A 21,287-nucleotide genomic window follows, 5' to 3' on the forward strand; every position below is an offset into this window, starting at 1 on the left:
TCAGACGGCGCTCTATGAACGGAAGCCGGAGAACGCTGGTCTTACTAAATGGGTAAATTAGCCAAAAGTCTGGGCTTGACGTTATCAGGCAACTCAACCAAGCTAAGGCAATCAAACGACCGTATGAAAGTCGTGTGGAAGCCGTATGAGAAATGTGGCGGGTTCTCTTTTCAGAGCCAGCCCGAAAATGTGGAGAGAGCGCGGATGATCTATCAAGGCAACGCCATCACGGTGACACGTCGTGACACCCCGAGTGGCAATGATATCGCAATGCTCACTTTCGATCTGAAAGATGAGTCCGTCAACAAGCTTTCCAGCGCGGTGGTCGCAGAGCTGAGCGAAGCAGTAAAAGCCATTCAAGCTGAAAATAGCTTAAAAGGCTTACTTATTGCGAGCGGGAAAGATGTGTTTATCGTGGGCGCCGATATCACCGAGTTTCACAGCCTATTTGATAAAGGCGAAGCGTATCTTGAGGAGATGAATCTCAAGGTTCACGATATTTTTAACGCTATTGAAGATCTGCCGTTCCCTACCGTAACGGCGATCAATGGTCTGGCGCTGGGTGGTGGCTGCGAAGTATTGCTGACCACCGATTTTCGTGTGATGGGCGAGAAAGCCAAGATCGGCCTGCCAGAAACCAAGCTCGGCATTCTGCCCGGTTGGGGCGGCTGTGTACGCTTGCCGCGCATTATTGGCGCCGATAACGCCATCGAGTGGATTGCTGGTGGTACCGAAAACCGTGCCGATGTCGCGCTAAAAGTGGGCGCCGTCGACGCGGTGGTGACGGATGAGCAGTTGGAAGAAGCCGCGCTGGATATTCTTGACCGTGCTAATGCCGGTGAGCTGGATTACCAGGCCCGTCGTGCTGAAAAGACCAGCCCGCTGAAGCTCAACCCGATTGAGCAGATGATGGCGTTTGAAACGGCGAAAGGCTATGTCGCCGGTAAAGCGGGGCCTCATTATCCGGCGCCGGTAGAAGCGATCAAAGTGATTCAGAAAGGCGCTGGCGAGGAGCGTGGCCGTGCCCAGGCGATTGAAGCCAAAGCTTTCGCCAAGATGGCACTCAGCAGCGTGGCGTTCAACTTGGTGGGTCTGTTCTTGAACGACCAAGTGGTCAAGAAAAAAGCTAGCAAGTATCAGAAACAGGCGCAGCCGGTGGAGCAAACGGCTGTGCTGGGTGCGGGTATCATGGGCGGTGGTATCGCTTATCAGAGTGCCTCTAAAGGCACACCGATTGTGATGAAAGATATCAAGGATGACGCCATTGAACTGGGCCTGAAAGAAGCCCGTAAGCTATTTGCCAAACAGGTGGAGCGCAAAAAGCTGACCACCGAGCAGATGGCGGAGAAGCTGACCAATATTCGTCCGACGCTCTCCTACGGAGATTTTGGCAACGTCGATCTCGTCGTCGAAGCGGTGGTTGAAAACCCCAAAGTCAAAGACGCCGTGCTCACCGAAGTGGAAGGTATGGTGAGCGAAAATACCATTCTCACCTCGAACACATCGACGATTTCCATCAACCGCTTGGCGCAAAACCTCAAGCGGCCGGAAAATTTCTGCGGTATGCACTTCTTCAACCCCGTACACCGTATGCCTCTGGTAGAAGTCATCCGTGGTGAGAAGACCTCGGATGCCGCCGTTGCCGCCACCGTGGCCTACGCCCGGGCAATGGGCAAAACACCGATTGTGGTGAATGACTGCCCAGGCTTCTTGGTTAACCGGGTACTCTTCCCTTACTTTGGCGGCTTTAGCTTCCTGGTTGAGCAGGGCGCTGACTTCCAGCACGTTGATAAAGTGATGGAGAAGTTCGGCTGGCCCATGGGCCCGGCCTACCTGCTGGACGTGGTCGGCCTGGATACCGCCGTTCACGCCAATGAAGTAATGGCTGAAGGCTTCCCTGATCGTATGGCTCGCGACGGAAAAACCGCCATTCAGGTCATGTACGACAACGACCGTTTAGGCCAGAAGAACGACAAGGGCTTTTACGCCTACGAAGAGGACAAGAAGGGGAAGCCGAAGAAAGTGACCGACGAAGCGGCTTACGCATTGGTCAAAGAGGTGGTGAAAGAGCATAAAGCGTTTTCCGACGAGGATATTATCGCTCGCATGATGGTACCGCTCTGCTTGGAAACTGTGCGCTGCCTGGAAGATGGCATTGTGGCCACGCCAGCCGAAGCCGATATGGCGTTGATCTATGGCATCGGCTTCCCGCCGTTCCGCGGTGGTGCGCTGCGCTACATCGATGCCATGGGCATTGCAGAGTTCGTGAAGCTGGCGGAAGGGCTAGCTGCGGAGCTCGGGCCGCTATACGCGCCCACCGACAAGCTGCGTCAGATGGCTCAGAACAACGAGCAATTCTATTCCCGTGATAACTCTGCCACCCAGGCCTAACCACCACGCACAGGAGATATAAGATGAGTTTGAATCCGAGAGACATTGTGGTGGTAGACGGTGTTCGTACCGCCATGGCGAAAGCCAAAAATGGTGCTTTTCGTAATGTTCGCGCAGAGAATCTCTCTGCTGCGGCTATGCAGGCGCTGTTTACCCGCAATCCTAATCTAGATCCTTCTGAAGTGGATGATGTGATCTGGGGCTGTGTGAACCAGACGCTCGAACAGTCGATGAACATTGCTCGTAATGCGGCGATTATGACCGGTATTCCGCGCTCGGTGCCCGCGCAAACCGTTAACCGTTTGTGTGGCTCTTCAATGACAGCGCTGCATATCGCCGCCGCCAATATCAAAGCGGGTATGGGCGACTTCTTTATCATCGGCGGCGTTGAGCACATGGAGCACGTCCCCATGGCTCACGGCGTTGACGTTAACCCCGCCGCCAGCAAATACGCTGCCAAAGCGGCGATGATGATGGGCCTAACAGCGGAACTACTGGGTAAAATGCACGGCGTTTCCCGGGAAGAACAGGATAAATTCGGCGTACGCTCTCACCAGCGCGCCCAGACGGCCATGGAGAAGGGTTATTTCGATAACGAAATTATCGGCGTCGAAGGCCACGATCAACGCGGCTTTAGAGTCATGGTTCAGCGTGATGAAGTGATTCGCGGTGACGCTAGCCTGGAGTCCATGGCGAATCTGAAACCGGTGTTTGACCCGCGCAACGGTACGGTTACGGCGGGTACCTCCTCGGCGCTTTCCGTGGGTGCCTCGGCAATGGCAGTGATGAGCTACGAGCGCGCTCAAGCGCTTGGCTTAGAGCCTATTGCGAAGGTGCTCTCTACAGGCGTCGCGGGTTGTGATGCGTCGATCATGGGCTATGGCCCGGTACCCGCGTCTAAGAAAGCGCTGAAAATCGCCGGTCTTTCCGCGGCAGATATCCAAACCGTTGAACTCAACGAGGCCTTCGCGGCGCAGGGTATTCCGGTGCTGAAAGATCTCGGCTTCCTGGATGCGATGGACGACAAGGTTAACCTCAACGGTGGTGCAATCGCTCTGGGGCACCCGCTGGGCTGCTCGGGTTCACGTATCTGCACAACGCTGTTGAACGTTATGCAGCAGCGCGATACCACTCTGGGCTTGGCAACCATGTGTATCGGCATGGGGCAAGGAGTTGCGACGGTGTTTGAACGCTTGAAATAACTATCTAGCTTTTCATTGCTTTAAATCGGCAATCGGCATTGCCAAACGGCACCTCACACACCCAAGGTGCCGTTTTTATGAGCAACGAAATTATTCCGATTGAAAAGCCGTGCGGTGGAAATCCGCGGCGGCTTGGACTTCGGCAATGCCGCAGGTATCAGGTACTGGTACGGTATTGCCTGCTAGTACCGAAAGCACAGCTCTTGTGCCGTTCGCCAGTGACTCCAGGTTGTAGCCGCCCTCTAATACAAACACCAAACGGCCATCGCAGTGTTGTTCGGCCAGTTGTTGCATGAAACCGGTCAGTGCGCCAAAACCTTCATAGGAAACGTTTAAGGCCAAATCGTGCCAGTGGGGGTCAAATCCTGCTGAGACTAAAATAATGTCGGGCTTAAACCACGCTGCGGCCGGGGCAAGAATGTCACTAAATGCCTTGAGATACGCTTCGTCGCCAGCGCCAGCCGGTAACGGAACATTAATCGTGGTGCCCTCAGCTAAACCGGCGCCCACCTCTTCCAGATGGCCTGAGCCGGGATAGAAGGGCGCCGCGCGGTGGATATCGAAAAACATTACGTCCGGCTCTGCCCAAAAAATATCCTGGGTGCCGTTGCCGTGATGGGCGTCCCAATCAACAATCAGCACTCTTTCGCAACCCAGCGCGCTGCGCGCATGGGCTGCGGCGACCGCTACATTGTTGAATAAACAAAAGCCGCGGGCGCGAACGGGCTCTGCGTGGTGCCCTGGCGGACACACAAGTGCAAAGGCACTTTTAGCGCGCCTCTCCATGACCGCTTCTACTGCGGCAATGGCCGTTCCCGCGGCGACTGCGGCGGCATCGACGCTACCCGGTGAGACCGCGGTGGTATCCACATCCAACCAGGCATTTTTCCCGCGCAGGCTAAAAATATCGCTTAGATAAGAAGTGGTATGCACCCTGGCGAGTTGTTCATGGGTGGCTGCTTTGCCACCTTCAATGTGCAGGCCCGCAATGGGCGCTTTCTCAAGCAGGTGCTGAATGGCTTTCAAGCGGCCGGGGTGTTCGGGGTATTTCCATGGCACAGGGAGCCCTGCAAGCAGATGTCGAATGCGCTTATCGATTCGCTGAGGTAGGAAGTCGGCGTCAATATTGGGCTCGTGAGCGAGCACCCGATCATCATAGAAAGCAATGACTTTATGCATAATGGCTACCTAATGTACGTGCGCTAAGTCACAGCAGTAAATTCAAGCAAGTACTGCCGCCCTTTAATCGCACAATGGGCATGAAATGCTTATCTACAGTAAGGCAGGCCAGGCGAGGTTATACAATATCACTCTCAAGCATTATGACTCTCAAACAATGCCGCTCTCAACACTAAACGCTAGGGTCATGCTGAGTTCTTCTACCTGATCTGCAAATGAGGGCTGCCACTCGCCGCGCAAAATGAGCGGTGGCTGTACCCATCGCCAGCGTAAGCCAGTGGCGATGCTTTCTACTGCGCGTTGGGTGCCCGTGCCATCGTGCCCCGCTCGAATATAGAGCGCGCAGGGTAATCCCTGTTTCTTTTCAATGACAGAATAGTAGCTGCGATCAAAAAAATCCTTGAGGGCACCGCTCATATAACCCAGGTTTTCTGTGGTGCCGAGCAGAATCGCATCGCAGGCAAGTACATCGTCTGGGCCAGCTTCCAGGGGCGCTTTTACCACGCAATGCACTTTCTCAAGGTCGGGATGACTAGCACCCTGGAAGGCCGCATCACACAGTAAGCGGGTATTCGCCGAAGGGGCATGGGCAACAATTAATAGCTGTTTTTTGAACTCAGATGTCATGGCAGCAGCCTAAATCAGCAGTGAAAATGTAAAGGTTTGCGTCTAGTACTGAAAATGCCACACTGCTTCAGTGTCGTTAATTAAAGAGGCTATATGCCCAATAATACCCCTATCAATGTCTTTTACGATGCGCGGTGCCCGCTGTGTCGTAAAGAGCGCCGCCGCTATGAGCACTGGTCGGGGCGGCATGCCGCTGAGATCACTTGGCTTGATGTGAGCGAACATCACCAGGCGCTACAGCAAAAGGGCGTTGATCCCGACATGGCGCTGCGTTCTCTGCATATCGAAACGGAATCAGGGCAACTGGTGGAGGGGATCGATGCTTACCGTTTACTAATGAAGCGTATTCCCTTATTGGTGCCGGTTGCCTGGATCATTGGTCTACCGGGCATTAAATCGGGCTTGCGGGCGCTTTATGATGTCTGGGTGAAGCGCCGCCTGAAGAAACAAGGCCGGTGGAGTTGTTAGGCTGGGAGCGAAAGGCACATCAGATAAACCAAGGAGATAAAATATGGCATTTGCACTTGCATCAATGAAGGTTACCAGCTCGGCGTTTGCTGACCATCAGGCGATCCCTGCCAAGCACACCGGGGAAGGTGAGGATGTTTCGCCAGCCCTTGCTTGGCAAGACGCTCCCGAGGGAACCCAGGGGTTTGCAGTGATCTGTCACGACCCAGACGCACCGTTGGTCAAAGACGGTAGCTACGGCTTTGTCCACTGGGTGCTCTATAACCTACCCGGTGATATTCAGGAATTAACTGAAAAGACGGCGGTGGGCACCATCGGCGCAAATGATAAAGGTGATACTGGCTATTGTGGCCCGATGCCGCCAGAAGGGCACGGCACGCATCTTTATTATTTCTGGGTGCTGGCGCTGGATCATCAAACCTCGCTTCCTGAAGGGCTCACGCTGACTGAGCTGCTCAAAGAAGTAGAACCGAACCTGCTAGGAATGAACCGCTTGGTTGGCACTTACCAGCGCGATTGATCTAGCCTCTGGCTGGACATTTTGCGTAACCCGTGTAGGCTCCATCGCTTTCTAACCGTGGTGATGGAGCCGACTGATGAGTGATCTGCCTAACTGTCCTGCCTGTGCCTCTGAGTTTAGCTACGATGATGGTCTTCAGTATGTCTGCCCAGAGTGCGGCCATGAGTGGTCAAAAGTGGTAGAAGAAGAGGGCGTTGATGAGGCTTCAGGCGTGCGTGATGCCAACGGTAATATGCTAGCCAACGGTGATAGTGTAACGGTGATCAAGGACTTGAAGGTTAAGGGCAGTTCACTGGTGGTTAAAGTGGGCACCAAAGTGAAAAGTATTCGCTTGGTTGAGGGTGATCACGATATCGATTGTAAAATTGACGGTATCGGCCCGATGAAGTTGAAATCCGAATTTGTTAAGAAAGCCTAGCGCTAAAGCAGATCGTTAAAAAAATAGCCCCTGGCATTGACCAGGGGCTATTGATTTATCTAGCCTAACGTTTATTACGCAGTCGTATTAATCTGCGTACCTACGCTGCCACTGGCAGCCAGCTGTGGATCTAAAGCAACGCTGTCCATCAGAGCGGTGATTTGCGCTGCCTGACCGTCTAATGCCTCTTTAAAAACACCGAACTGAGCCCGTTGGATCGCTTGCGCCTGTTTCATATCCAGCGTCGCATTTACCATGTTGTTAACTGCTACATCCATAGCTGCCTCCTCCACATATCGGGATGCCTGATACAGTAGGGGCATCTAATACGTTCTGACGCTATCAGATTCGGCTACTCAATACAAAGCAGCAGATACAGAAGTAATAGCTTTTCTAAATGATAATGATTGTTGTTTTTGATGCTATCAGCGCCGAACGTGCCGATATTTTGCGTAAATTGCTATCCATTTTGCTCTGGGGCTTCACATCAAATTTATACAGGACTAAAATGGTACTCAATTGACGCGGCGACCATTTGATTTGCTGCGCAGTGATGACATAAAGGGAGTCGACATGCTTAAGCTTTCTCGGCTGACAGACTATGCCGCGGTGGTCATGGCGCAAATTGCCCGCCATTCCCAGGCGTCGCATGCGGCGGCAGAGTTAGCAGAGGCCGTGCAGTTGCCCCATCCGACGGTGAGTAAAACGCTCAAAATGCTAGTGCGGGCAGGGCTGCTGGTTTCCCAGCGTGGCGCCCAAGGCGGTTACCGCCTGGCCCGTCCCGCATCGCAGATTACTGCCGCCGATATTATTGCGGCGATTGAAGGCCCCGTCGCCATGACCGAGTGCAGCCAAGCAGAAGGCGATTGTGAGCTTGTGGCTACCTGCGGTGTGGCAGACAACTGGCAGCGGGTCTCCTTGGCCATGCGTACTCTGTTAGAGAGCGTGACCCTGGCGCATCTGGCTGATACAGCGCCGATTAAGCTGCCAGTTCAGTTGCCTATTCAAACGATCAGCCTGTCGGCGGCGTCGGCCTAACGGCGGCGCGAGTACCGCAGGCCTAATTTATTATTAAAGGCGATGACCTCGCCACCCAACTGCCCGGAGGGTATCACCATGGCAAGCGAAGAAATGGAACAGTTGGTTCGTCGCGAATACAAAGATGGCTTTGTAACCGATATTGAGAGCGACACCCTGCCACCTGGCCTGGATGAAAACACCATCGCCTTTATCTCCAAAAAGAAGGGCGAGCCGGAGTGGATGCTGGAGTGGCGCCTGGATGCCTACCGCCAGTGGCTGAAGATGGAAGCTCCTTCCTGGGCGCATCTCGACTATCCGCCGATTGATTACCAATCGATCTCCTATTTCAGTGCGCCGAAACGCCCGGAAGACCGCCCGCAGAGCCTGGATGAAGTGGATCCCAAACTGCTGGAAACCTATGAGAAACTGGGTATCCCGTTGCACGAACGCGCCGCGCTGGCAGGCGTTGCCGTCGATGCGGTGTTTGACTCCGTTTCAGTCGCCACCACCTTCAAAAAGCAGCTTGGCGAAGCAGGAGTTATTTTCTGCTCTATCTCTGAAGCTATCCGTGACTACCCAGAGCTGATCAAGCAGTATTTGGGCACCGTGGTTCCCGTGGCAGACAACTACTTTGCCGCGCTGAACTCAGCGGTGTTTACCGATGGCTCCTTTGTGTTTGTGCCGGAAGGCGTGACTTGCCCGATGGAGCTGTCTACGTACTTCCGCATTAACGCGGCCAACACTGGCCAGTTTGAGCGCACGCTGATTATTTGCGAAAGCCGTGCCCAGGTCTCCTACCTGGAAGGCTGTACCGCTCCAATGCGCGATGAGAACCAGCTTCACGCCGCGGTGGTCGAGCTTGTCGCCCTGGACGACGCCTATATCAAATACTCCACCGTGCAGAACTGGTACCCCGGTGATGAAAATGGTGTAGGCGGTATCTATAACTTCGTCACCAAGCGCGGCGACTGCCGCGGTGACCGTTCACGGATTAGCTGGACACAGGTAGAAACCGGCTCGGCGATTACCTGGAAATACCCCTCCTGCGTACTGCGCGGCAAAGACAGTATCGGCGAGTTCTACTCCGTCGCCGTTACCAATGGTCGCCAGCAGGCCGATACCGGCACCAAGATGATTCATATTGGCGAAGGCACGCGTTCGTATATCGTCGCCAAAGGTATCTCAGCGGGCAGGAGTGACCAATCCTATCGCGGCCTGGTGAAAATTGGCCCGCGGGCTAAAGGGGCGCGTAACTTTACCCAGTGCGACTCCCTGCTGATTGGCGATAAGTGCGGCGCGCACACTTTTCCTTATCAGGAAATTGGCAACAGTACCGCGACCATTGAACACGAAGCGACCACCTCGAAAATCGGTGAAGACCAGCTGTTCTACTGTCAGAGCCGCGGTATCTCTGAAGAAGACGCGGTCAGCATGATCGTCAATGGTTTCTGTAAAGACGTTTTCCAAGAGCTGCCGATGGAGTTTGCCGTTGAAGCCGAAGCGCTGCTCAACGTCACCCTGGAAGGCGCGGTAGGGTAATCACTGGTCGTCCAGTTCACTCAATTTTATCAGTGTCGCCGTGGCGACTCGCCAGAATCAGAAGGTATTCAATATGTTGCAAGTGAAAGATTTACACGTCACCGTCGAAGGCAATGAAATCCTCAAAGGCCTCACCCTGACCATCAATGCGGGTGAAGTGCACGCCATCATGGGGCCTAACGGCGCGGGTAAATCGACGCTATCCGCGGTGATTGCCGGTAAAGATGGCTACGAAGTCACCCAGGGAACGGTTACCTTCGAAGGCAAGGATGTGCTCGAAATGGAAATTGAAGAGCGCGCCCAGGCTGGCTTGCTGTTGGGTTTCCAGTACCCGGTCGAGATTCCAGGGGTTAAAAACATTTACCTGCTGAAGTCTGCGCTTAATGCCCAGCGCGTAGCCCGCGGCGAAGGCGAAATGCCAGCACCGGAGTTTATGAAGCTGGTGAAAGAGAAGCTTGGTTACATGAAAATGGACGCTAGCTTCCTACAGCGCGCCGTTAATGAAGGCTTCTCTGGCGGTGAGAAAAAACGTAACGAGATCCTGCAAATGCTGGTGCTTCAGCCGAAGCTTGCGATGCTCGATGAGATCGACTCCGGCCTGGATATCGACGCTATGAAAGTGGTCGCCGATGGTGTCAACAGCCTGCGCGCTGAAGACCGCGCCATTCTGCTGGTGACTCACTACCAGCGTCTGCTGGATTACATCGTGCCAGACCAGGTTCACGTTCTGGTCGATGGTCGTATTGTCAAAACCGGTGACGCCGAGCTGGCCAAGCAGCTGGAAGCCAATGGGTACGAAGGTATCGAGGAGTCTGTGGCATGAGCGATACGCAAACCTTTTTAGACACGCTGAAGGCGCGCAGCTCGAACTACACAGCGGAACCGACCTGGATTGCCGCTCGTCGCCAGGCGGGTACCGCACGTTTTGAGGCGCTGGGTTTTCCTACGCGTCGCGATGAAGAGTGGAAGTACACCGACGTACGTTCAATTGCCCAGGGCAACTTTGCGATAGCCGACAATGCTGAGTTCTCTCCGGCCACCGCCGCGGCACTAACACTGCCGATTGATGCCTACCGGCTGACCTTCGTGGATGGTGTTTTCTCATCGGCGCTCTCTGATTTGGATTCGCTGCCGTCAAGCGTTCAGGTATTACCGCTTTCCAAGGCGCTAGCAGAGAACCACGAAGCCGTGGGTGGCCCGCTTGGGCGCCTAACCGGCGTGGATTTTTCGCCCTTCGCCGCGCTAAACACGGCGTTTATGGAAGAGGGTGCAGTGGTTCGCATTGCACCGGGAACAGTGGTTGAGAAGCCCATCCTGCTGCAGTTTCTTTCCCGCGCAGGCCAGCCGATGATGTGTCACCCGCGGGTGTTAGTGGAAGCAGGAGGCCGCAGCGAGGCGACGCTGATCGAGCACTACACAGGCGAAAGCGAAGCGACGAACTTCACCAATGTGGTTGGCGAGCTGATGCTAGACCGGGGCGCGATACTGGCCCACTACAAGCTGCAAGAAGCGCCGTTGGGTGATTTGCACGTGGCGAGCATTCACGTAGAGCAGGGACGCGATACGCGCTATACCTCCTACAACCTGAGCCTGGGCGGTGCGCTGGTTCGCAATGACCTGATCAGTGACTTGAACGGCCAGGGCGCTGAAACCAACTTCCTGGGTCTGTTCTTTGGTCAGGGTCGCCAACACGTCGACAACCATACCAAGGTCAACCACAATGCGCCGCTGACGTTCTCCAATGAGAACTACAAGGGCATTCTGGATGATCGCGCCCACGGGGTGTTTAACGGCAAGGTCTATGTCAAGCGCGATAGCCAGAAGATCGAAGGTTTTCAGAGTAATCAAAACCTACTGCTATCGGATCGCGCCCACATTGATGCCAAGCCTGAGCTTGAGATTTACGCCGATGACGTTAAGTGCTCACACGGCACGACTACCGGCCAGCTAGACGAAGAGGCGATTTATGCGCTGCGCACCCGCGGTATTGATGAAGCCACCGCTCGTGGTCTGCTAACGCTCGCTTTCGCTGGCGAGGTGTTGGACAAAGTCACCCTGGATGCGATTGCCGAGCGCGTTGAGTTAGCGGTCGCCGGTAAGCTGCCAGAGCGCTTCAACCTTGCCGGGCTTGTCGAAGCGGCGGTTTCACTTAACGACTAGCGCCACTACCCAATCAGGAGCGTCTGATGCCACATTCCGTTATTGAGCCAACGCCTCGCTCTTTTCAAACAGGCCCTTTGCAAACGAGCCCTGCGCAAACGACCTTTGATGTTATGCGTCTGCGCCAGGACTTTCCGGTGCTGGCTCGTGAGGTGCACGGCAAGCCGCTGATCTATTTAGATAATGCGGCCACTAGCCAAACGCCTCAGCAGGTGATTGACGTGTTTAGCGATTACTTCTCGCGCTATAACGCCAATATTCACCGCGGGCTGCATACTCTCGCCGATGAGGCGACGGCGGCGTTTGAAGGCACGCGTCACCGGGTTAAGGCGTTCCTTAATGCGGAAGATGCGCGTCAGATCATCTTTACCCGCGGCACTACGGAAGCGATTAATCTGGTCGTGCATAGCTGGGGGCGTAAAAACCTCGCCCCTGGCGATGAGGTACTGATTTCGATGTTGGAGCATCACTCCAATATTGTTCCCTGGCAGCTGTTGGCCGCCGAGATTGGCTTTACCATTAAGGTGATTCCCGTTGAGGCCAACGGCGCGCTGGATATGGCTGCCTATCGCTCGCTGCTGAGTGAGCGCACTAAACTGGTGGCGGTGAACCATGTCTCTAATGCCCTGGGAACCATTAACCCGGTGCAAGAGATGGCAACGCTTGCCCATCAGCAGGGTGCGCTGATCCTGATTGATGGTGCTCAGGCAGCACCTCACCAAGTGGTCGATGTGCAGGCAATCGATGCTGACTTCTATGCCTTCTCTGGCCACAAAGTATACGGGCCGACAGGCGTTGGCACGCTCTACGGCAAGCAGGCGCTGCTTGAAGCGATGCCGCCCTGGCAGGGGGGCGGGGAGATGATCAGCACGGTCTCCTTTGATGCGGGTACCACTTTTGCCGCTATTCCGCATAAGTTTGAAGCGGGCACGCCCGCTATTGCGGAGGTAATTGCTCTGGGCCGAGCGCTTGAGTGGATGGAGAGCATTGGCATAGACGCCATCGGTGCCTGGGAAGGCCAGTTGCTCGATCACGCTACCCAGGCGGTCGGTCAAATCGATGGTCTGCGTATTTTAGGCACTGCGCCGGATAAAGCGGCTGTTCTTTCATTTATTGTGGAAGGGGCGCATTCGCAAGATATTGGCCTGCTGATCGATCAGCTTGGCGTCGCTATTCGTACCGGTCACCACTGCGCGCAGCCCTTGTTGCATCATTTTGGGGTCGACGCGACGTGCCGTGCTTCATTTGCTGCGTATAATACGCTCGAAGAAGTGGATCGCTTTGTAGAAGCACTCCAACGTGTCATTGGTATGGTGCGTTAAGGTCGGTTCTTTAAGAATCGTCATTTAAGGACAGTTATGGATCTTGAGCAAGTTGCCAGTCTGGAACGTGGCCAACAGTTACCGCTCCAGCGCGATGTGGAAGCCATTGCCATTCCGTTTGGCAGTACGGAAACACTGGCTGAAGATAGCGTTGTTAGCGTTATGCAGGCGAAAGGCAGTACGGTAAGCGTCGGTTTTGAGGGGCGCCTCTATTTGATTGAGGGGCAAAACCTGGATGCCCTGGGGCTTGAGTCGCTACCGCGTTCTACGCTGCCCGAAACGGCGACCGAGGAAGAGATTGAACAGTTCGTGTGGGATCAACTGCGCACCTGCTTTGACCCGGAGATACCGGTCAATATCGTTGACTTAGGGCTTGTCTACGGCTGCCGCATCGAGCGCCTTATCAGTGGTGAGCGTATGGTAACTATCCGCATGACGCTGACCGCCCCTGGATGTGGGATGGGCGATGTGATCGCGGCGGATGCGCGCAATAAAATCCTCGGTGCGCCGCAGATCAGCAAGGTTCACACCGAAATAGTCTTCAGCCCGCCCTGGAGCCGTGACATGATGAGTGACGAGGCCAAGCTTGAACTCGGCATGTTCTAACCCCGGCTGGGGAGCTGGATGCATAACGTGTTATTAACGTGGTCGAAGCGTTTTTTAATGTCGCTAGGAGCCCTATTGCTGCTGGCGACATTGCTGTTTATAGGCGGCAATTTTTGGGTGCTCGCGACTACCGCCGCATACATTGAGCGTCAGCCGCAGCAGTGTCGTCCAGCTGAAGTGGGGATTGTCTTCGGTACGTCTCACTGGACGCGTAGCGGGGTGCGAAACCCGCACTTCCATGCGCGCATGCGAACCGCTGCTACTTTAATTGAGCAGACTCAGATCGAGCATCTTTTACTCTCTGGGGATAATCGTACCCAGGCGTATAACGAGCCGCGCGCAATGTGGCGCGAACTGTATCGACGCGGTGTCGCGTCTGAACAGCTGACTATGGACTTTGCTGGTTTTAGCACCTACGACACGCTAGCGCGTGCCCGGGACGTCTTTCAACTGGATAAAGCCCTGCTGATCACCCAGAGCTGGCATCTTCCCCGTGCGGTATTTATTGGTCGTGCGCTAGGGATCGATGTCACTGGCTGTGTGGCGGATGATCCTACCGTAGCAGTGGGGTGGCGTTTAAAGCTGCGCGAGTGGGCAGCGCGCGTAGCCACCCTGGGCGATCTCTATGTATGGGGGAGGGAGCCCTATTTTCTCGGTACGCCTGAGCCTATCGAGTTACCCAGGCGGACGCCCATAGACCTTATTCTGCCATCACTGAACGAGCGCTTTAGCCCTCCATAGCCCTTTGTCTGTAGCCCTTTGAGCAATAGATAGCTTAAAGCCCCTAGCAGTGTGTCTAAAGGGCGTTAGCGGTGGGTTTTGCGCTTTTGCAGCGCATACAGCTCGCGGATAAGCTTACGGCACCCCTGCATGCACTCTTCTACCACCGGTTCAATGGGATCAGGTAACGGGTGGGTATACAGAGAGGAGAGCGCCTGCATTAATACACGCTCTTGCTCCAATAGCTCATTGATGAGTACTTGGCTATCGTTGCCGACAAAGCTTTTTAGACGGCTCCAAAGCCATAAAAAATCATCTCGCTCAACGTCTGCATCCCGGGGCAGCATTTTTAAATGCGCACGGGCTAGCTCCTGCAGCTGGCGCATCTGCTTGAGCCGCGAAGCATAATGCGGCTTTAAAGCGTCACGCAGCGACGGGCGCAAGCGTTCAATATTGTCTTGGAAATAATCAATGCTATCGGCCAGCGCTTCCAATACGCTGTCCATCGCCACTTGGCGATTATCGAGAAACATGAGCGTCTACCTCCTTCGGTGACGCAGATTGTGGGGGGGACAGCGACTATTTGCCACCCCCGAAGCGGATTATTTTAATATTTTGCCTTAGCCTTTAGGCTTGGGGGGTGCTTTACGGGCTGGTGAAGCGTTTCTTTCAATGTGCTCAATGATCATTCCCGCAATATCTTTGCCGGTGGCGTTCTCAATGCCCTGCAAACCAGGCGAAGAGTTGACTTCCATAATCACCGGGCCGTGATTGGAGCGTAGCAAATCGACACCGGCAACGCGCAGACCCATGGCTTTGGCTGCACGGATCGCCGTTGAACGCTCTTCAGGGGTGATGCGGATCACGGTGGCGGTGCCGCCGCGGTGTAGATTCGAGCGAAACTCACCGTCCGCCGCCTGGCGCTTCATTGAAGCCACCACTTTATCGCCAATCACGAAGCAGCGAATATCGGCGCCACGCGCCTCTTTGATGTACTCCTGCACCATGATATTGGCTTTCATGCCCATGAACGCTTGAATGACGGATTCAGCGGCCTGGTTGGTTTCCGCCAATACCACACCAATCCCCTGGGTGCCTTCGAGCAGCTTGATGACCAGCGGCGCGCCTTTGACCATGGTGATTAGGTCGGGAATGTCATCGGGGGAGTGGGCAAAACCGGTAATTGGCAGCCCCAGCCCTTTACGTGACAGCAGTTGCAGTGAGCGCAATTTATCCCGCGAACGGGTAATCGAGACGTTATCGTTGATAACGTAGGTGCCCATCATTTCAAACTGGCGCAGCACGGCACAGCCGTAAAAGGTGACCGATGAACCAATGCGCGGTATCACCGCATCGAAAGGCTCAATCTCTTGGCCTTTATAGTGAATCGAAGGGTGGTGCGATGTAATACTCATATAGCAACGCAGCGTGTCCACCACGCGGGCGGTATGCCCACGCTGCTCTGCGGCTTCAACCAGGCGGCGGGTAGAGTACAAATTGCGATTGCGTGACAGCAGAGCGATATGCATGTAGGAGACTCCGAGCTTAGATTGAGGCGACTAATAAGGGGTTAAGGCTCACCGTGCAAAAATGCCGCGCCGGGTGCCACCATGAGTCGGCGCATTGCGCGGCGTCCTAGTAGCATCGGGTGACGCATATTGCTGCGGTCAGTAAGGGTCAGTTCAACTGGAAAATTCAAATCGCCCATCTGCATAGGGGTACGTATTACATAACGCCACTCGCTATGACCGTTGGAGCTGGTAACGCGGCGCCGATCATGCAAGTGCAAACTGTAGCGGTGGGCCGGCGTTTCCGGGCCGCCGCTGTGGGTAATAAAGCTGACCCACAGTTGACCATGTTCATCTTCATGTGTCTCTATCTCTTCTGCGTGCAGAGCAGATGTTCGCGCGCCAGTGTCAGCTTTACAGCATAGGTGAAGCCCAAGCTCAGGTAGCGTCACCATCTCGCGGCGGCCAATGACCGCTTTGGCCTGATAGGGTAATTCCTTCACGGCTCACTCCTTGCAATTAAAAGTGACATCGGATCAAGCGTTCCTCTGTGACATCATCAGTGTCAAACGGCGTTGAGTTGCGGAGCCAGCAGGCGCATCCCGCAGTGCCATCATGACCGGTAAGCGTAGTCGTGGTATTAACGCAATATCACGCACTACGGCGGCAAAATCGCTACGCTCATCTTCTGCTAAGCGTTGCAGAAAAAGTGGCAGGCGCTGTGCATCTTCAAGATAGCCCCAGCCACGCCCGGCTATTGCCGCGAGCACATCCGGCCCACAGGCCGCTGAGTCGTTAAGTAAGGCCGTGTACCAAATGCCCACCTCTGATGCATCCGTATTGCCCACTGCACGCAGACAGGCACACAGCGTTTCGATGTCGCCCGCTTGTGCAGCGGCTTCGCCACGACGCTGCAGTGCCGCGACTAACGCCTGTGGCAATGGCTGGTGCTCTAAACAGTAGCACAAGGAGTGGATAACGGCGGTAGGCAGTTCAGGCAGCCGCTGCGCGAGCGATTCAGCGTCAAGTATTTCCATTCTTACGACGTAATCGGCAATCCCTTGTAACCCCAACGCCTGCCAATCGATTGCTTGCTGGCCGCTCAAGTAGGCATCAACCGGCTCAAAATGCTGGCTGGCGGGTAGCCCACGCGCATGGGTGGCGCGTGCATTGAGCATGGCTTGGAAGGTGACGCTAGGCGTGAAGGCGAGGGTATTATCCTTCATTAAGTGATCCACGTCCGCTGTTTCTTCACGACCCACGTTAGACACCGCACGCCCCAGTGTTTCCAGCAGCCGGTTTAGAAACGCATCGCGCTGGGCGGGGGCAATCATTCCCTGTTCATCCAGTGGCAAGGCTAAGAACCAAATAGCCGGCTCGGGCATATCGCCAAGGCGAAACACAATGGCTAAGCGCGCTTGGCCTTGCCAGGGTTCTGGCCAGGCCATTTCGCCACCTTCAAAGGCGGCGAGTGACTCCCGCGGGCAGGGGACGACATGGCGCCCCATATGGTAAAGAGAAACCTCGCCACCGCTGCGGGTAAAAAACTCATCAAGGGTTTGAATTGGTTGCATGACATCCTTCCGCGTTGCAAGCCTGCACTCTACCTTGCTGATGTGACACTGTCAGCCGCAGTGACTGATAAAACATGGCGTTAATGACAGTGCCTTAAGGCATTAGCATTAATGACAATACGGTTAAAAATTAATCAACTGTGCGAAAGCCCCGTGAGAGCACGCGTTGCGACACCTTTCCATAGTTTATCCACAGGCTCGTGCAGGTTTTCTGTGAGTCTATGGATAACTTTCCGCAAGCGTTGATAGGTGGCAAGGCACCCGCCGAGTGGGGATAATGGGCAGACGACACACTTTTCATTTTCCGAGGTAGTGACACACGTCTTTATGAGTACTTATCAACCGTTGCAGACAGCGCTTCTAGAGCTTGAAGCGTCGATGAAAGCCGCCGATTTATGGCGCATGCCAACACCCGATGCAGAGGCGTTTGCCAGCCAGCAGCCATTTTGCATCGACACGATGTCGCTGCCTCAATGGATACGCTTTGTGTTTATTGCCCGCTTGAACGCTTTGATGGATGCCCGTGCAGCCATGCCCGCGAAGTGCGAGGTGGCTCCCGCCGTGGCGGCCTATTTGCAGCAGGAGAACACACCTGCCCACCACCAACTGCTGATTGTGCGGGCAGTAGAAAAGGTCGATCAGATCGTCACTGAAAGCACTTAAAAAGCGTGCCACTAAACGCACAAAGCCCGCCGTGAGGCAGGCTTTGTGGATAACAAGTGCTAGCGGTTTTGCAAGTGGCTTAGAAGCGGTAACTTAGGCCCGCCATGACCACGAGAGGGTCGATCTCAACGGTACCTGCCGCCGCACCGTTAACGCTCGCATCGGTATCGATATCGATGTACCAAGCAGCGGCGTTCAGCGCCCAATGGTCATCAATTAATAGATCAACACCTACCTGGCCTGCTGCGCCCCAGGAGTCATCCAGGTCTAAATCGCCAATTGTCAGCTCCTCATCGGAGAAAAAGGTGTAGTTAATACCGGCGCCGACATAGGGCTGTACGCGTGACTGAGTGCCGCCCAGCGGGTAGTACTGCAGTGTTAGGGTAGGCGGCAGGTGCTTGGTTGAGGCAATGTTATCGCCGTTTAAATGGATGTCGTGTTCAAACGGCAGCGCGGCCAGGAGCTCCACGCCGACTTTGTCGTGGAAGCGATAGCCCAAGGTGAACGCGAAATCGGTTTTATCCTGTACATCCACTGATAGTGCACCGTTGGCCAAAGAGCCGTTGTCGCTGGTGGGGGCGACTTTGGCCACACCCACGCGGGTGAAGAAATCGCCAGCGCCGTAGGCGAATGCCTGACTGCTGGGCATCATTGCCACAGCAGCAAGAGTGGTGACGAATAAGGTAGGCAGGGCGGCTTTACGCATGGATTCACTCCTGGGTTCTAACGAGTAGTAGCAAAACAGGGCGGCCTTTCGATAGCCGCTTAACGATGCAACAAGTGTAACGAGACCCAGGGAGTGGATTATTGATCCAGGGCAAGGGTTATTAGACAAGTGGGATTTAGGGGGGGGGCGTAGGGCCGGGAGCCCAGGGCTAAAATGCACGAGGCCTTACCGTGACAATGCACCTGACCTGTCATCTAAACGGCAAGGCTACCTAATTAAGGAGCGGGCCACTGGCCATCTAGAGCCTTCCATCTTAATTTTGTATATAAAGACAGCGCTATCAAGTGTTTTCGATCTGCAATGCGTGTTTTTCCTTATCATTGGCTGGGCATGTGCTCAAATTTGCGGGTACGGTTGTATTAAACCTATAGATAGCAACGGTTTGATAAATGCCTTTGCTTGTATATGTGCAACTTGTAAAGATGACTTGGATCATAACGTGCATTCGCATTGTTCTATCGAGCTTTAGTATGTGTGCTGGTGATTTTCCATTATATGTCTATGTTTTGTAACTTTTTGGTGAAGTTGAGCTTTCCAGGGAAAACGCACATGCGCATTAATAAACAGGTAGGCGATGAGACGGCCCAATCTATAGCATTCAACCTAATCGGCGGAGGCATCATGCCAAATAAAAAAACCGGGATAAGAAATATATCAGTCACGAGACTTATTCCGAACATCTGCACGGATAGAATGGAGGAGACTAGAGATTTTTACATGGATCTGCTTGGTTTCGTTGTCGGGTTTGAACACCAGGGTTGGTACATCCAAATGGCATCACCAACCAATCCTCAGCTTCAAGTTGGCATTGTGCGGCTTAGGCATGAGTTTACGCCGGAGGTCTTTCAGCATGGTGCCCAGGGTGTCATCATTTCCGTACAAGTTGAAGATGTTGATGCCGCGTACGCCGAAACAGTGAAGCGCGGTTTCCAAATCGATCACGGACTGCGCGATGAAAGCTTTGGTATGAGACGCTTCATGGTCGCTGACCCGAATGGGCTTCTCGTTAACCTATTTTCGTTCCCATGAAACCGCCTAACAACCTAACAACTAACAATAAGTGCAACTCTGACAATTTACGGCGTCTTTTGAAAAGTAGTGCCACTTTAAATCGCCGGTTCACTCTGCGTTAGTGGGAAATAGCATGTTCTCAGAAGGTTGGGATAAAGTCGCAAGCCAAGCCAACTTCAACCTGGAAATAGATCGGGAACGATTTCTCGGTATGGTTAACCTGCACGCCAAAGTGCTTGATTTTGGGTGTGGCTATGGCCGGATCGTTAAGGAGTTGACTGAGTGCGGGTACACCGATGTAACGGGTATAGATCCGTCTTCTGTAATGGTTGAGCGAGGGCATAGAATGTTCCCCAGACTTTCTCTGTTGCATTCATCTAAAGCAGTACTGCCCTTTCATGACGGGACGTTCGACGCAGTCGTGGCTTGTGCGGTTTTTACGTGCATTACTTCATTGGAGGAGCGGGCCGTAGCAGTGGCGGAGATTACGCGTGTATTGAAGCCCGGTGGGGTCGTTCACATTGCTGAGTTTTGTTCAGAAGAAAGGGCGGTTTTTACTTCAGGCCTAGGAATATCGATGCGCTATAGCAGGCCTGAGGAACTGCAGGAGCTATTTGGGGGCTTTCAGTATTTCCATGACGAGGTTGTTGGCACAACTACCATGAGTGGCAAGGATGCGCAAAGCTACCGTGCCTTTTTCACAAAGCCACTTAACAAGGCTAGTCACGGCGAGGTTACTGCATTGCGGCTTTACCACCATTCCGTAACCGCGCGTACTTAGGCGGCGTTAAAGCTTAGAAATCGAGGCGCTCCAGCTGCCAAAAGAGGAGCGAGCACAGCTGATTCAGCGATTGGTATTGAGTCTAGAATCTCCGTCAGAAGAGTTCAGAGAGCTTTGATCAAATGACCTATTTTTTCACTAGACAGTGGAAGCACCGGCTACTCTTAAAAAAGGGCTTTTCGTCATTCTGTATGGAATTATTTCTGCCAGTCTGATAGCTGACCTGTTAGAGGTAGCTTTAGCTCGCGACCATTTAGGCTGCCAGCCTGACAGCTTTAAGGGTGCCTGGGTACCCTTCGCCGAAATGTCAGGCCACCTCTGAAGCTACCTCCTACAACAGATAGTTGGCTTAGTGGTTTTTCAGCATTATATGTTGGCTGTCTTTTTATCCCGCCTCATGGATAAGGCAGAATAAACTCTGTTTGGTGCCGCCTTTACCACCAGTGATTGCTGGCGTTATGTGCTGATCGGCTTACAGTTTCAGTGCTAAACTTATGATAAAATTATGTCCTACTTGTTCTGTCGGAGGCTAATCTTGTGGAAATACAATCTCTTACAGTGTCTGAGCGGATTATCCTTGCCGAAGCTTTGTGGGACAGCGTAGTAGCTGAAGATACGGAAATTGAGCTTACTGAGACCCAGAAGAGGGAGCTAGACCGGCGACTTTCGAGGTCGACCAAGATATAGGATCTTCCTGGTCAAGTGTTAAAGCGCGAATATTGTCCAAGTAAATGAATTACGCGCTTACACTTCGTAAAGAAGCCGAATTTGATATTGACGAGCACTTCAATTTCTACGAAGAAAAACGCGATGGTCTTGGCCACGATTTTCTTTTATGCGTTGAATAAGCT

At 53.8% G+C, this 21,287-nt stretch carries 24 protein-coding genes; 16 read left to right on the forward strand and 8 right to left on the reverse strand.

Translation table 11 applies throughout. The annotated features are described in order from the left end of the window. Positions 1-204: 204 nt before the first annotated feature. Positions 205-2,391 (forward strand): fatty acid oxidation complex subunit alpha FadB, encoded by a 2,187-nt coding sequence (gene fadB, locus HZU72_RS20205; RefSeq protein WP_180095332.1) that lies wholly within the window; start codon positions 205-207, stop codon positions 2,389-2,391. 23 nt (positions 2,392-2,414) lie between these two features. Continuing rightward, on the forward strand, positions 2,415-3,593 hold the full coding sequence (gene fadA / locus HZU72_RS20210) for an acetyl-CoA C-acyltransferase FadA (protein ID WP_180095335.1): 1,179 nt from the start codon (positions 2,415-2,417) through the stop codon (positions 3,591-3,593). Between the two features lie 90 nt (positions 3,594-3,683). Here the strand turns inward: fadA and HZU72_RS20215 are convergent, their stop codons facing one another. Together HZU72_RS20215 and HZU72_RS20220 are read right to left on the reverse strand one after the other, a co-directional pair. After that, complete coding sequence (locus tag HZU72_RS20215) at positions 3,684-4,772, reverse strand: histone deacetylase family protein (protein ID WP_180095338.1); 1,089 nt, start codon at positions 4,770-4,772, stop codon at positions 3,684-3,686. A 150-nt stretch (positions 4,773-4,922) separates the two neighbouring features. Then, positions 4,923-5,399: a flavodoxin family protein gene (locus tag HZU72_RS20220; protein WP_180095341.1), complete on the reverse strand. Its 477-nt coding sequence runs from the start codon at positions 5,397-5,399 to the stop codon at positions 4,923-4,925. A gap of 93 nt (positions 5,400-5,492) precedes the next feature. Between HZU72_RS20220 and HZU72_RS20225 the strand changes: the two genes are divergently transcribed. The 3 genes from HZU72_RS20225 (at position 5,493) to HZU72_RS20235 (ending at position 6,805) form a co-directional block, all read left to right on the forward strand. Continuing rightward, positions 5,493-5,867, forward strand: a complete 375-nt coding sequence (locus HZU72_RS20225) for a thiol-disulfide oxidoreductase DCC family protein (protein ID WP_180095343.1) — start codon at positions 5,493-5,495, stop codon at positions 5,865-5,867. Between the two features lie 43 nt (positions 5,868-5,910). Then, positions 5,911-6,387: a YbhB/YbcL family Raf kinase inhibitor-like protein gene (locus HZU72_RS20230; protein ID WP_180095346.1), complete on the forward strand. Its 477-nt coding sequence runs from the start codon at positions 5,911-5,913 to the stop codon at positions 6,385-6,387. A gap of 76 nt (positions 6,388-6,463) precedes the next feature. Beyond that, positions 6,464-6,805 carry a zinc ribbon domain-containing protein YjdM gene (locus HZU72_RS20235; RefSeq protein ID WP_144812921.1) on the forward strand — a complete coding sequence of 114 codons (342 nt, stop codon included), beginning with the start codon at positions 6,464-6,466 and terminating at the stop codon, positions 6,803-6,805. 74 nt (positions 6,806-6,879) lie between these two features. Here the strand turns inward: HZU72_RS20235 and HZU72_RS20240 are convergent, their stop codons facing one another. After that, entirely contained in the window at positions 6,880-7,083 is a 204-nt protein-coding gene (locus HZU72_RS20240) for a putative motility protein (protein WP_144812926.1), read from the reverse strand. Between the two features lie 295 nt (positions 7,084-7,378). Here HZU72_RS20240 and HZU72_RS20245 point away from each other — a divergent pair, with 295 nt between their 5' ends. The 7 genes from HZU72_RS20245 (at position 7,379) to HZU72_RS20275 (ending at position 14,193) form a co-directional block, all read left to right on the forward strand. Next, positions 7,379-7,843, forward strand: coding sequence for an SUF system Fe-S cluster assembly regulator (locus HZU72_RS20245; protein ID WP_022522974.1), 465 nt, complete (start codon positions 7,379-7,381; stop codon positions 7,841-7,843). A gap of 78 nt (positions 7,844-7,921) precedes the next feature. Next, complete coding sequence (gene sufB, locus HZU72_RS20250) at positions 7,922-9,364, forward strand: Fe-S cluster assembly protein SufB (protein WP_022522975.1); 1,443 nt, start codon at positions 7,922-7,924, stop codon at positions 9,362-9,364. A gap of 73 nt (positions 9,365-9,437) precedes the next feature. Next, a complete protein-coding gene (gene sufC, locus HZU72_RS20255; RefSeq protein ID WP_144812929.1) occupies positions 9,438-10,187 on the forward strand; it encodes a Fe-S cluster assembly ATPase SufC in 750 nt (249 codons plus the stop codon). Then, a complete protein-coding gene (sufD, locus tag HZU72_RS20260; protein ID WP_180095349.1) occupies positions 10,184-11,524 on the forward strand; it encodes a Fe-S cluster assembly protein SufD in 1,341 nt (446 codons plus the stop codon). The genes sufC and sufD overlap by 4 nt, the downstream gene beginning before the upstream one ends. A 26-nt stretch (positions 11,525-11,550) precedes the next feature. Then, positions 11,551-12,846 (forward strand): cysteine desulfurase, encoded by a 1,296-nt coding sequence (locus HZU72_RS20265; RefSeq protein WP_180095352.1) that lies wholly within the window; start codon positions 11,551-11,553, stop codon positions 12,844-12,846. A 36-nt stretch (positions 12,847-12,882) separates the two neighbouring features. Then, positions 12,883-13,452, forward strand: a complete 570-nt coding sequence (gene sufT / locus HZU72_RS20270) for a putative Fe-S cluster assembly protein SufT (protein WP_180095355.1) — start codon at positions 12,883-12,885, stop codon at positions 13,450-13,452. 18 nt (positions 13,453-13,470) lie between these two features. Beyond that, entirely contained in the window at positions 13,471-14,193 is a 723-nt protein-coding gene (locus tag HZU72_RS20275; RefSeq protein WP_180095358.1) for a SanA/YdcF family protein, read from the forward strand. A 65-nt stretch (positions 14,194-14,258) separates the two neighbouring features. Here HZU72_RS20275 and HZU72_RS20280 read toward each other — a convergent pair whose 3' ends face one another. The 4 genes from HZU72_RS20280 to HZU72_RS20295 all read right to left on the reverse strand — a co-directional run bounded on the left by HZU72_RS20280 (position 14,259) and on the right by HZU72_RS20295 (position 17,254). Further along, positions 14,259-14,705, reverse strand: coding sequence for a hypothetical protein (locus HZU72_RS20280; RefSeq protein WP_180095361.1), 447 nt, complete (start codon positions 14,703-14,705; stop codon positions 14,259-14,261). Between the two features lie 87 nt (positions 14,706-14,792). Then, positions 14,793-15,701, reverse strand: a complete 909-nt coding sequence (gene rimK / locus HZU72_RS20285) for a 30S ribosomal protein S6--L-glutamate ligase (RefSeq protein ID WP_009287111.1) — start codon at positions 15,699-15,701, stop codon at positions 14,793-14,795. Positions 15,702-15,742: 41 nt separating this feature from the next. After that, on the reverse strand, positions 15,743-16,183 hold the full coding sequence (locus HZU72_RS20290; protein ID WP_088700492.1) for an ATP-dependent zinc protease family protein: 441 nt from the start codon (positions 16,181-16,183) through the stop codon (positions 15,743-15,745). A 33-nt stretch (positions 16,184-16,216) separates the two neighbouring features. Then, positions 16,217-17,254 carry a DUF3549 family protein gene (locus tag HZU72_RS20295; RefSeq protein ID WP_180095364.1) on the reverse strand — a complete coding sequence of 346 codons (1,038 nt, stop codon included), beginning with the start codon at positions 17,252-17,254 and terminating at the stop codon, positions 16,217-16,219. A 327-nt stretch (positions 17,255-17,581) separates the two neighbouring features. Here HZU72_RS20295 and HZU72_RS20300 point away from each other — a divergent pair, with 327 nt between their 5' ends. After that, the gene (locus HZU72_RS20300; RefSeq protein WP_180095367.1) at positions 17,582-17,917 is read left to right on the forward strand and encodes a YqcC family protein; all 336 of its coding nucleotides are present in this window, start codon (positions 17,582-17,584) and stop codon (positions 17,915-17,917) included. 79 nt (positions 17,918-17,996) lie between these two features. Here HZU72_RS20300 and HZU72_RS20305 read toward each other — a convergent pair whose 3' ends face one another. Continuing rightward, positions 17,997-18,623 (reverse strand): OmpW/AlkL family protein, encoded by a 627-nt coding sequence (locus HZU72_RS20305; RefSeq protein WP_180095370.1) that lies wholly within the window; start codon positions 18,621-18,623, stop codon positions 17,997-17,999. Between the two features lie 570 nt (positions 18,624-19,193). Between HZU72_RS20305 and HZU72_RS20310 the strand changes: the two genes are divergently transcribed. The 3 genes from HZU72_RS20310 (at position 19,194) to HZU72_RS24260 (ending at position 21,123) form a co-directional block, all read left to right on the forward strand. After that, on the forward strand, positions 19,194-19,673 hold the full coding sequence (locus HZU72_RS20310; protein WP_180095372.1) for a VOC family protein: 480 nt from the start codon (positions 19,194-19,196) through the stop codon (positions 19,671-19,673). A 115-nt stretch (positions 19,674-19,788) separates the two neighbouring features. Next, on the forward strand, positions 19,789-20,436 hold the full coding sequence (locus tag HZU72_RS20315) for a class I SAM-dependent methyltransferase (protein ID WP_180095375.1): 648 nt from the start codon (positions 19,789-19,791) through the stop codon (positions 20,434-20,436). 558 nt (positions 20,437-20,994) lie between these two features. Then, a complete protein-coding gene (locus HZU72_RS24260; RefSeq protein ID WP_371829552.1) occupies positions 20,995-21,123 on the forward strand; it encodes an addiction module protein in 129 nt (42 codons plus the stop codon). Positions 21,124-21,287: the final 164 nt, after the last annotated feature.

Origin of the sequence: Vreelandella sedimenti (assembly GCF_013416325.1) — a bacterium.
Lineage (GTDB): Bacteria > Pseudomonadota > Gammaproteobacteria > Pseudomonadales > Halomonadaceae > Vreelandella > Vreelandella sedimenti.